The following is an 11502-nucleotide window of genomic DNA, read 5'->3' as shown; positions in this document are numbered from 1 at the left end:
GTTCCTCCTAAAAATAAATTGTGTATTTTATCCTACAAGTTTCGACATTTCACTATGTTATCTTACCAAAACTGTAATTTAAAGTCAACCGATAAATGTTAACTTTTAATAAACTACAAAAAATATCAATAAATACTATACATATAATATACTACCAAATAATACTATTGTCAATACTTTACAAATTAAAAAATTATTAACTAATATTATTTAAAATATTATAATAAAATGGAAGAAAAATAGGACAAACTCTAAATATAAAAAGAAAATTTGTATAAATTTTATTTAAAAGGGTAAAAATAGAAAATAAAGTCGAAAGAAGAAATTTGAGAAGAAGAAAAAAATATGTAATAAATTTACATAAAAAGGGAAGGGAACAAAGAGTAAAAGATGATAAAATTAACTTGTAAAAGGTTTATATAAACTATATAATGGTATTAAGAACGTATTATATAGAGAAAGATTTATATAAACTAATCTCATTTATAGAAAGTAAGGGTGAATGATATGGCTAAAAAAATAGATTCGGAGTATATAGCAGAATTGACAGAAGAGATGTCAAGAAATAGTATGATATCATATGATGAATTACCAAAGTATGATTTATTTTTATCACAAGTAATTGATTACTTGAATGATAAGTTTACGGAAGATAATTATACTAATAATATAGTACAAAATTATATAAAAAGTGAAGTTATAACTAAACCAGAAGATGGAAAAAAAAGAGGTTATACAAAAATTCATTTAGTTCAATTAGTTTTATTAAGTTATATGAGACCAATTTTAACTACTGATGAAATAAAAAAAGTTTTTAGTCTTGCATTTAATGAAATAAATGATAGAACAGATGATATAATTTCTTGGGAAACAGCGTATAAAGTATTTTCAGAAACGCAAAAAGAGAGTTTAGATTCATTTATAAGTACATCAACTGATACGGAAGAAAGATTAGATAACTTAGTAAAAGAATTAAATTTAGCTTCAGATGATGAAGATAAAATAAAAACATTTATGTTAGTGCTATCATTGATTGCACAAGCAAGTGTAATTAAGAAATTAGTTCAAAAAATAGTAAAAGAATATCACGAAGATTAGTAAGTATTTAAATTTAATAATTAGATAAAAAATGGAGCATATGCTTCATTTTTTTATTTTAAATTTTAGTATAAAAAGTAATTGAGTATGACTAAGAATATTTTTATGGCATATTTAATAAATAAAAGGGGTAGATAATATGGAAGGGTTAGTAGAATTAATAGGGAATGTTGGTTTTCCTATAGGAGTTTCTTTTTATTTATTAATAAGGATTGAGGCTAAAATTGAGGTTTTAACAGCAAGTATAAATAATTTATCAAATGTAGTTAGTAAATTAGAGTCTGATAAATAGGGTTTATTAATGTATAATAGAAATAGTTTAGTTTTGGAGGTGTTTTTTTGAGTAAAATAATAATTAAGGAATCTGTGAGAAGTTTAGTTGAGTTCATTTTAAGAGAAGGAGGTATTGATACTAGATTTACTAGTAATAAAAGAGCACTAGAAGGAACTAGAGCACATCAGAAAGTACAGAAAAGTAATGAAGAATCATATAAAAAGTATTTAAAGGAAGTTTATCTAAAGAAAGAGTTTGATTTAGGAGACTTTCTTTTAAAAATAGAAGGAAGAGCTGATGGAATAATCTTTGATGGAGAAGAGATTATAGTTGAAGAAATAAAATCAACTTATAAAGATATTGAGGATATTAAAGATGATAGAGAGGTGCATTGGGCACAGCTAAAATTTTATGCATATATATATTGTTTAAATGAAGGATTAAAGTCAATTGAATTACAATTAACATATTATAAGATAGATACGGAAGAAATTAAATTTTTTAGAAAAAATGAGTCTTTAGAGGAATTAGAGAAGTATGTATTTAATATTTTAGATGAATATAAGATATATTTTCAGTTATTAAGTGATTATAGAGAAAAAAGAAATTTAACTATTAAGGCATTAGAATTTCCTTTTAAGCAATATAGAAAAGGACAACTAAGATTAGCTAGAGCTATTTATGGAACAATAAGAGAAAGTGAAACTATTTTTGCTAAAGCACCTACAGGAATAGGGAAAACTATATCAACATTATTCCCTGCGATAAAAGCTATACAAGGATTAGATAAAGAGAAGATATTTTATTTAACTGCAAGAGGGATTAATGGAAAAGTCGCTGAGGATACTTTGGAGAAATTAGGTGAAAAAGGGTTATATTTTAGAAGTTTATCAATACGAGCAAAAGAAAAAATGTGCTTAAATGATAAGGTAAGTTGCAATCCAGAAGAATGTATTTATGCAAGAGGGTATTATGAGAAAAATAAAGAAGCAATAAAGTTTTTCTTAAAAGATGGAGGCCATATATATAGTGATGATATTATAGAAATTAGTAAAAAGTATGAGATTTGTCCATTTGAGTTATCATTAGATTTGATTAGTTGGTGTGATTGTATAATTTGTGATTATAATTATATATTTGATCCTAGAGTAGCGTTAAGAAGAGTTGAAGAGGATGAAGATAAGGGGAAGATTTTCCTTATAGATGAGTGTCATAACTTAGTTAATAGAGGACGAGATATGTATTCAGCAAGTCTTAGTAAAGATGATATTATGAATTTAAGAAAAAAATTAAAAGATAAGGATAAGTTCATATACAATATTTTAGGGAAAGTAAATGAGATTTTTATAAAGTTAAGAAAAGAATGTGAAGAAATAGAGGGAAATAATTTTAATATGACAGAACCACCAGGGGAAATTTTTAATCATTTGAGAAGATTTATGGGAGAGAGTGAAGAAGCATTAACTAAATTTAAAAATGAAGAGTTTATAGAAGATTATCTTGATGTTTATTTCAAGGTAAATAAGTTTTTATCAATAGGTGAAATTTATGGTGAAGACTATATAACTTATGTAAATAAGATAAGTGAAAATGTTATATTAAAAATGTTTTGTGTAAATCCATCAGAAAAAATTGGAGATATATTAAAGAGAACAGGAGGAAATGTATTATTTTCAGCAACATTAACACCAATGAATTATTATAAGGATTTAATTATTGGTGATAAAGAGGCATACAGAATAAGTCTTGAGAGCCCTTTTGATAAAGAAAATTTAGAAGTCATAAAAAAAAGTATTAGTATAAGGTATAAAGATAGGGAAAGAACTTTGGGTTTAGTTTGTAAGGAGATAAAGAAATTTATTGAGGAAAAGAAGGGAAACTACTTAGTATTTTTTCCATCATACGAATATTTAGATTTAGCATTTAGTGAAATAAAATCTATAAATGGAATGACATTAATGGTTCAAGATCAGTATATGAATGAGAGAGAAAAAAAAATCTTTATAGAGAAGTTTGAAAACGAAAAAAATATTGTAGGACTCGGAGTTTTAGGAGGAATGTTTTCAGAAGGCGTAGATTTACCTGGCGATAAGCTTATAGGAACTATCATTGTAGGGATAGGTTTTCCTAAAATATCTATTGAAGGTGAAATAATAAAAGATTATTTTGAAAATAAGGGGTTTGATTATGCATATATTTATCCTGGAATAAATAAAGTAATGCAAGCTGTTGGAAGAGTTATAAGATGTGAAGAAGATAGAGGAAGAGCATTACTTATTGATGATAGGTATTTTAATTATAAATATAAGAACATACTACCTTTAGAATGGTATTAAAAAAGAGTGTTTAAACACTCTTTTTTATGAATTAATAGTTAAAGTATAAGAACAGTTAAAACTTTCATTTATATCAAGTCTTTTAATTCCTTCTTTATCTTTTAATTCACCAGTAAAATCCTCATAGTCAGAATGCCCAAACCAAGGCTCAATGCACACAAATGGTGCACCAGTTGGCATTGACCAAAATGCAATAAATGGGAATCCAGTAAAGTCCATAGAAAGACTTTTATTATGATTTTTAGATTTTAATGTTACAATATTAGATTTTAAATCATCAAAAATTAAGGCATCATTTTTGAATGTATCTTTTTTTAAGGCGATAATATTTTCATTATTTAAAAATGGAAGTTTTTCTCTTGAGAAATAGCCATCTTTATTTAATGTTAAAAGGGATGAAGTTTCTTTCTTGTTAAATTCAAAATAATAATCTTCCATAGTTTCTTCAGGCATAAGAGGACACATAAACGCTGGATGTGCACCTATAGAAAAGAATATTTCCTTTGAATCTTTATTTAATACAGTATATGTTATTATAACTTTATTGTCTAAAAGTTCATACTTTATTATAAGTTCAAATTTATAAGGATAAACTTTAAGAGTATCCTCTGAAAAAGTAAGTGAAAATAAAAGGCTTGCACTAGATTGCTCTATTAAATTAAATTCTGAGATTCTAGCAAGACCGTGTTGTGGTAATTTAAAAGTTTCATTGTTAACTTTATATTCTCCATTCATAACTTTTCCTACTGTAGGGAATAATATAGGGGCATGGTATTTCCAGTACTTAGAATTACCATTCCACAAAAATTCAGTATTGTCTATTTTAGAGGTAATGTTATGAAGTTCGCCTCCAAATGTGCTAGCGGTTATTTTAATTAATTCATTTTCTAAATCATAAATCATTTTAAGTGCTCCTTGTTAATTGAAAAATTAATTATTAATAATATGTTACCATAATATTTAATATTTAAGAAGGGGAGAATACCAAATAAAAGAAATTAGAAAAGACAAAAGAGGAATAGTTTTACTTATTAGCTATATATATGTTAATATGTTCAAGATGAATTATAAAATAGGAATAAAAGTAGAAAAAATAAGATATGGTGAAATTATATGAAAAAGAAAATAAAGAGAAAATCTGTTATTGACACAATTGTATATTTAATTGTGAAGATAAAGAGAGATGATATATTTGCTTCAGGTGCACAACTTGCATATTATTTAATGCTTGCATTTTTCCCATTTTTAATATTTTTAATGACTTTAATAGGATTTAGTCATTTAAACTCTTCAGATGTATTAGAGTGGTTACAAAGGCTTTTACCAGGAGATGTATTTAATTTAACTAAGAGCACTATAGTGGAAGTAGTAGATTATCAACATACAGGAATTCTAGGAGCATCTATTGTGTTAACTCTTTGGAGTGCTTCGACAGGGTTTAGAGGAGTTATAAAGAGCATTAATAGGGCATATGACATAGAGGAAAATAGATCATTTATAGTAAGATCTATAATAGGAATTCTTGGTGTTATAGCAATGGCGTTGGTAGTAGTATCTACTCTTTTGATGTCTGTATTTGGAGATGTGATAGGAAAATATTTAGATGAGATATTGCCATTTGGACATTTGGTTGGATTTATCTGGAATGTTTTAAGACATGGAGCAATTGTAGTTATATTAATAGTGGTATTTGCGGTTATTTATAAAATAGGGCCAGCTAAGAAGATAAAATTACGAGAAGTTTTTCCAGGCGCAATTATAAGTACAGTTGGATGGCTTGTAGCATCAGCAGGATTTTCGTATTATGTAAATAATTTTTCGAATTATTCAAGAATTTATGGAAGTTTAGGAACAATATTTGTCTTGATGACATGGCTTTATATAACATCTATGGTATTTATATTTGGAGTTGAAGTTAATTCAGTTTTAGAGAATGAAAGAAAGTGGGAGTAGCTAAAATTAGCATACTCCCATTTTCTTTTTTTATTTAGAATATCCATTTGGAAAGTTTTTGTGCCAATTCCAGGCTGTTTCTATTATAGTATCAACTGAATTAAATCGTGGTTTCCACTTAAGTTCAGTCATAGCTTCTTCACTAGAGGCTACGAGAATAGCAGGATCGCCAGCTCTTCTTTCAGCTACTTCAGCAGGGATTGGATGTCCTGTAACAGTTCTAGCTTTTTCAATCATTTCTTTAACTGAAAAGCCAGTTCCATTTCCAAGATTATAAACTCTACTTTCTCCACCATTCATTAATCTATCTAAAGCTAAAGAATGAGCAGAAGCTAAATCAGAAACATGGATATAATCTCTAATGCAGCTACCATCTTTTGTATCGTAATCATCACCAAATATCATAATTTTATCACGCTTTCCTAAGGCAACTTGTAAAATTAATGGGATAAGATGACTTTCAGGTGAATGATCTTCTCCAATTTTTCCATTTATGTGGGCACCCGCTGCATTGAAATATCTTAAACTAGTATATTTAATACCATATGCAGAGTCACACCATCTTAAAATTTTTTCTACCAAAAGCTTAGATTCACCATAAGGATTAGTTGGAATAGTTTTTGAATCTTCTGTTATTGGAACAAATTCAGGTTCTCCATAAGTAGCAGCAGTTGATGAGAAAACAATATATTTAACATCGTAATCTTTCATTGCATTTAGAAGAGTGATTGTTCCAGAGACATTATTATTAAAATATTGTAGTGGCTCAGTCATACTTTCACCAACTAGAGAATAAGCTGCAAAATCAATAACTGCTTCAATATTATTTTCAGTGAAAACTTTATCTAAAATCTTTCTATCACGTAAATCACCAATATATAATTTACCACCTAAAATTGCATCCTCATGTCCTTTTTCTAAATTATCTAAAATAACAACGTCTTTACCTTTTTCTAATAGTTCAGCTACCATATGACTTCCAATGTAGCCAGCACCTCCACAAACTAAAATTGACATAATCTACCTCCTAATATTTGATGAATATATTATAGCATTTAAGAAGTAAGTTAAGGAATAGATAGCTACAAAAAGATAAATATTTCCTTGAAAATATATTTTTCGACAAAGAAAGAGATAAAAGTGGAAATAAATGAATAATAATATGGAGAAAAATATATAAAAAGAATAAAGATTAAAATAATAGGGTGAAAAATTTTTTTTTTCATAGTCATAGTTTGACATAAAATACAGGAAAAGTGTGGTATATTTCAAGAGAGGTATAATTTATAGGGGGAATTGATATGATTAAAGAGAATTTTGTATTTGTAAGAAGTAGTAATGGGATTGAAAGAAAGTATAACTATCGATTAATAAAAAATGGTTTTAAAGAGATAGATGTATATGGAGTTGAAATTGAAAGAATAGATTATGTAGGAAGTGAGATAATAGATTCATATAAAGAAGGAATAGATTTAATATCACCAAATGAAACAAAAGTAAGAGGTCTTTTAGAAAAGTTATATGAAAATCAGGTATCACCACTACATTTAATAGATATAGCAGGAGAAATGGTAGATGAAGCAGTAGCAGATTTTGCAGTACTTGGACTATAATGGAAAAAATAGTATAATAACTAAGGAGGAATGGCTATATGATTTATGGAATTGGGAATGATATAATTGAAATAGCACGAATAAAAAAAGCAACAGAACGAACAAGTATCTTTTTAACTAAAGTATTTACTGATAAAGAAATTGAGTATTTTGAAAGTAAAAAGATGAGAGCGGAAACCATAGCAGGAAATTTTGCAAGTAAAGAAGCTTTTAGCAAGGCTCTTGGTACTGGTTTTAGAGGAATTGAGTTAAAAGATATTGAAATACTAAGAGATAAATTAGGAAAACCATATATACAAGTAAGAAAAGAAGTATTAGAAAAATTTGAATTAGAAAAATCACAAATTCATGTTACTATTTCACATAATAAAACTTCTGCAATAGCAACAGTTATAATTGAGAGGTAATTAAAATGGAGATTTTAAGTAAGGAATCTTGTGCAAAAATAGATAAACAAACTATTGAAGAAATTGGGATTCCATCTATAGTGTTAATGGAAAATGTAGCAGAGAGAATATCAAGAGAAATATTTAATGAATCAGAAGAATTCATTATTGTAGCTGGTATAGGCAACAATGGTGGTGATGCATTAAATATAGGAAGAAAATTATATTTAAAAAAGAAAAAGTTAAAAGTATATGTTGTAGGAAAAATAGAGAATGGAACAAAAGATTTTAAAATAAATTTAGAAATTTTAAATAAAATAGGTGTTAAAATAGTATTTATTAAAACAGATGAAGATATAAAGAAATTAGCTAGAAATATTAGAGAAGATATTCTTATTATAGACGGGATTTTTGGAATTGGATTAAATAGAAAAGTAAATGGGATATATAAGGAAGTTATAGAAGTTTTAAATAAAAGCAGAAATATAATATCTATAGATGTTCCATCTGGATTAGATTCTAATACGGGAAATGTATTGGGAGTATGCATTAAAGCTAGAAAGACTTATACTATTGAGTGTTTGAAAATTGGATTTATATATAATAGTGCCATAAATAATATTGGTGAGGTTCATATAATAGAGATTGATGTACCTAATAGTATAAAAGAACAAAATACTGAAAAGATATATGCTCTTGAAAAAAGAGATTATATAAATAAAATTCCTAAGAGAGATAAGATTTCACATAAAGGAAATTTTGGAAAGGTGGCGATAGTAGGAGGAAATAATGAATATGTTGGAGCTGTTTATATAGCCTCAGAAGCAGCAGTTAAAATGGGTAGTGGCTTAGTTACAATGATTGTAAATAAGGATATTAGTACAATATTAAAGGTTAAAACTGTGGAAGCTATGGTAAGAGAATATGATAGTACATATAAAATCGATGGCTTAGAAAAATTTGATGTATTAGCTTGTGGTCCTGGTATGGGGAATACAAAGGAAAGTAAAAAAGTATTTGAAAAAGTTATAAAAGAAACTAATAATCCCATAGTAATTGATGCAGATGGTTTAAATATACTAAGTGAAAATGATGATTTTTATAAATATTTAAAGGGAAGAGCTGTATTAACACCACATTTAGGTGAGATGTGCAGATTGACAGGCATTCCTATTGAAAGTGTTGAAAAAAATAAGATAGAAATAGCTAAGAAATTTGCAAGAGAAAGAGAGATAGTTTTACTACTAAAAGGGTATAATACAATAATAACTGATGGAGAAGAGGTTATTGTGAATAGAACTGGAAGTAGCAAGATGGCATCAGGTGGTATGGGAGATTGCTTAACAGGGATTATTACGTCATTAATAGGTCAAGGGCTTAATAGAAAAGAAGGTGCTGTATTAGGTGCATATATTCATGGATATACTGGAGATAAACTTGGGAAAGAGTTACATTCAGTAAGTGCAAGGGATATAATAGATGCATTACCTAAAATAATAGAAGAATTATTATGTGAAAATTAGAATAAAATACTCAGTTAATTAATATTAGTATAAGGAAGCATTAATTACTGGGGGAGAAATGAAATTATTAGAGAATAAGGTTTTGAAAGAACCAATTAAAAGAAAGATTAAGTTTGCTAGTATAGTAATTTTACCTATTATAATTATAGGTATTATAGTAGGAGCAAGGGGAATTATAGGAATGTCTAATGAAGAACTAGTAGATAAGATCAAGAACTTAAAAGAGTATACGTCAATTGTAGAATTTACTATTAGAAATTCTAGGGGCGAATATTTAGAAAAGGCAAAAGTCCATTATTCTGAAAATCATGATCCGATTATAGAGTTTGGAGACAGATTAGTAAAAACATATAAGAAAGATTCTATTCAAATGAAGTATAAAGATGGAAAAGAATATAATTTAGAAAAAGATACTGATAGTTTTTATATTTTATCTATGTTAAATGAGCTTCTAAAATATCCAATTATAAGTATAGAAGAGGAAGCTGCAGAATGGGAAGATTTAAAATATGTAAAAGTTAGTGTTGATATTGTTTCTAATAATAAACATTTAGATAAAGCAATTTTATATATAAATAAAAAAGAAAAAATACCAATGTTAATAAAAGTACAAGATATAAATGGAGAGGAAAGAGTAAGAATCCAATATAGAGATTTTGAAAAGAAAGATAAGTGTAAATAACAAGAGGTGTACAGGATGAAAAACATAAGGCCAGTTTGGGCAGAAGTAGATTTGAATGCGATAGAGAATAACATAAGAGAAATAAAAAGAGTAGCAAAAGATAAAGAAATAATAGCAGTTGTAAAAGCAGATGCATATGGACATGGAGCCATTGATATAGTTGATACATTATTAAAAAATGGAGCAAATAGATTAGCTGTTGCAGTAATAACAGAAGCACTTGAATTACGAAACAATGGAATTATAGAAGATATCTTAATACTTGGTTATACACCAATAAGTTTTGCAAGTGAGATTATAAATAATAATATAGAGCAAACTGTATTCAGTTATAATTATGCAAAGCAATTATCAGAAGTAGCAAAAAGCTTAGGGAAAAAAGCAAAAATTCATATAAGTGTTGATACTGGTATGGGAAGAATAGGGTTTTTACCTAATAAAGAAAGTATTTTAGAAATAGAGAAGATAAGTAAATTAGAAAATATACAAATAGCAGGACTATTTACGCATTTTTCAACAGCGGATGAAGAAGACAAAACATATACAAAAATGCAAGTTGAAAAATATAAGTGGGTAGTAAAAGAGCTAGAAAAAAGAAAGATTAACGTAGGAATAAAGCATATAGCAAATAGTGCAACGATAATTGATTTAGAGGAATATTATTATGATGGTGTAAGACCAGGAATAATTTTATATGGATACTATCCATCAGAAGAAGTAAATAAAGAAAAAATAAAAATTAAGCCGGCATTAACATTAAAAAGTAATGTAGTTCATTTAAAAGAGGTAGATGAAGGAACATACATAAGTTATGGAAGAAAATATGTAACAAAAGATAGAGAAAAAATTGCAACATTACCTATAGGATATGCAGATGGGTATACTAGACTATTATCAGGAAAAGCAAAAGTAATTATAAAAGATACGTTAGTGCCAGTAGTAGGACAAATATGTATGGATCAATGTATGGTGAATGTGGATAAGGTTAAAGATATTAAAGTAGGTGATGAGGTAATTCTTTTAGGAGAAAGTAATCATTGTATTTATAATGCAGACAATATTGCAAAAGAAATTGGAACAATAAATTATGAGATATTATGTATGATTGGAAAGAGAGTTCCAAGAGTTTATAAGAAAGATGGAAATGTAGTAAGTACCAGAAATTACCTATAGAAGAAAAGATACGAAATTTTTGACAAAATAATGAAGATAAATATATAATAATTTAATGTAAAGGCTCTTATTTAATGGGAGGAATTTAAATGTTTTGTCCGAAAGAATTGAAAAAAAAATATTTTAGAGAAAAAAAGAGTAAATATAATGATGAAGAATTAATAGTATATATTGATAGTCCTTTTACAAAAAAAGTTGAAGTTGAAATGAAAGAGGGATATCAAGAAATGGCCTTCTTAAATTTAGAGATAGCAATGATGGCAGAGGATGAATTGAAAGATGTTAATGGATATGAAAAATGGCTTTGCGGAGAGTGATAAATTAAATGGCGACTATGGTTGTAAAACGAGGGGATATATTCTATGCTGATTTAAGTCCAGTTATAGGCTCGGAGCAAGGTGGAATACGACCCGTTATAATAATTCAAAATGATATAGGAAATAGATATAGCCCAACAGTTATTG

13 protein-coding genes are annotated in these 11502 nt (G+C 27.4%); 11 read left to right on the top strand and 2 right to left on the bottom strand.

What is annotated here, in order from left to right:
* Positions 1-507: 507 nt before the first annotated feature.
* The 3 genes from ACRDDY_RS09385 (at position 508) to ACRDDY_RS09375 (ending at position 3708) form a co-directional block, all read left to right on the top strand.
* Entirely contained in the window at positions 508-1098 is a 591-nt protein-coding gene (locus ACRDDY_RS09385) for a DUF1836 domain-containing protein (RefSeq protein ID WP_438564691.1), read from the top strand.
* 139 nt (positions 1099-1237) lie between these two features.
* Positions 1238-1390, top strand: a complete 153-nt coding sequence (locus ACRDDY_RS09380) for a YvrJ family protein (protein WP_438564690.1) — start codon at positions 1238-1240, stop codon at positions 1388-1390.
* A 47-nt stretch (positions 1391-1437) separates the two neighbouring features.
* On the top strand, positions 1438-3708 hold the full coding sequence (locus ACRDDY_RS09375) for a helicase C-terminal domain-containing protein (RefSeq protein WP_438564689.1): 2271 nt from the start codon (positions 1438-1440) through the stop codon (positions 3706-3708).
* A gap of 24 nt (positions 3709-3732) precedes the next feature.
* Here ACRDDY_RS09375 and ACRDDY_RS09370 read toward each other — a convergent pair whose 3' ends face one another.
* Positions 3733-4611: an aldose 1-epimerase family protein gene (locus ACRDDY_RS09370; RefSeq protein ID WP_438564688.1), complete on the bottom strand. Its 879-nt coding sequence runs from the start codon at positions 4609-4611 to the stop codon at positions 3733-3735.
* 210 nt (positions 4612-4821) lie between these two features.
* Here ACRDDY_RS09370 and ACRDDY_RS09365 point away from each other — a divergent pair, with 210 nt between their 5' ends.
* Positions 4822-5661 (top strand): YihY/virulence factor BrkB family protein, encoded by an 840-nt coding sequence (locus tag ACRDDY_RS09365; RefSeq protein WP_438564687.1) that lies wholly within the window; start codon positions 4822-4824, stop codon positions 5659-5661.
* 30 nt (positions 5662-5691) lie between these two features.
* On the opposite strand, the gene galE is transcribed toward ACRDDY_RS09365, so the two are convergent.
* The gene (gene galE, locus ACRDDY_RS09360) at positions 5692-6678 is read right to left on the bottom strand and encodes a UDP-glucose 4-epimerase GalE (RefSeq protein ID WP_438564686.1); all 987 of its coding nucleotides are present in this window, start codon (positions 6676-6678) and stop codon (positions 5692-5694) included.
* A 284-nt stretch (positions 6679-6962) separates the two neighbouring features.
* On the opposite strand from galE, the gene ACRDDY_RS09355 reads away from it, so the two are divergent.
* From ACRDDY_RS09355 to ACRDDY_RS09325, 7 genes are all read left to right on the top strand, one after another.
* A complete protein-coding gene (locus ACRDDY_RS09355) occupies positions 6963-7274 on the top strand; it encodes a DUF6514 family protein (protein ID WP_438564685.1) in 312 nt (103 codons plus the stop codon).
* A gap of 38 nt (positions 7275-7312) precedes the next feature.
* Positions 7313-7681, top strand: coding sequence for a holo-ACP synthase (gene acpS, locus ACRDDY_RS09350; RefSeq protein ID WP_438564684.1), 369 nt, complete (start codon positions 7313-7315; stop codon positions 7679-7681).
* A 5-nt stretch (positions 7682-7686) separates the two neighbouring features.
* Positions 7687-9183, top strand: coding sequence for an NAD(P)H-hydrate dehydratase (locus tag ACRDDY_RS09345; RefSeq protein ID WP_438564683.1), 1497 nt, complete (start codon positions 7687-7689; stop codon positions 9181-9183).
* A gap of 58 nt (positions 9184-9241) precedes the next feature.
* On the top strand, positions 9242-9865 hold the full coding sequence (locus ACRDDY_RS09340) for a germination lipoprotein GerS-related protein (protein WP_438564682.1): 624 nt from the start codon (positions 9242-9244) through the stop codon (positions 9863-9865).
* Between the two features lie 15 nt (positions 9866-9880).
* On the top strand, positions 9881-11038 hold the full coding sequence (gene alr, locus ACRDDY_RS09335; RefSeq protein WP_438564681.1) for an alanine racemase: 1158 nt from the start codon (positions 9881-9883) through the stop codon (positions 11036-11038).
* A gap of 89 nt (positions 11039-11127) precedes the next feature.
* A complete protein-coding gene (locus ACRDDY_RS09330; RefSeq protein WP_438564680.1) occupies positions 11128-11355 on the top strand; it encodes a hypothetical protein in 228 nt (75 codons plus the stop codon).
* 8 nt (positions 11356-11363) lie between these two features.
* A partial coding sequence (locus tag ACRDDY_RS09325; protein WP_438564692.1) for a type II toxin-antitoxin system PemK/MazF family toxin occupies positions 11364-11502 on the top strand: 139 nt, incomplete at its 3' end.

This window comes from Clostridium sp. (assembly GCF_051656525.1).
Taxonomy (GTDB): Bacteria; Bacillota; Clostridia; order Clostridiales; family Clostridiaceae; genus Clostridium.
Note: the sequence above shows the minus strand (reverse complement) of the source record. Positions and strands in the feature narration are given on the sequence as shown.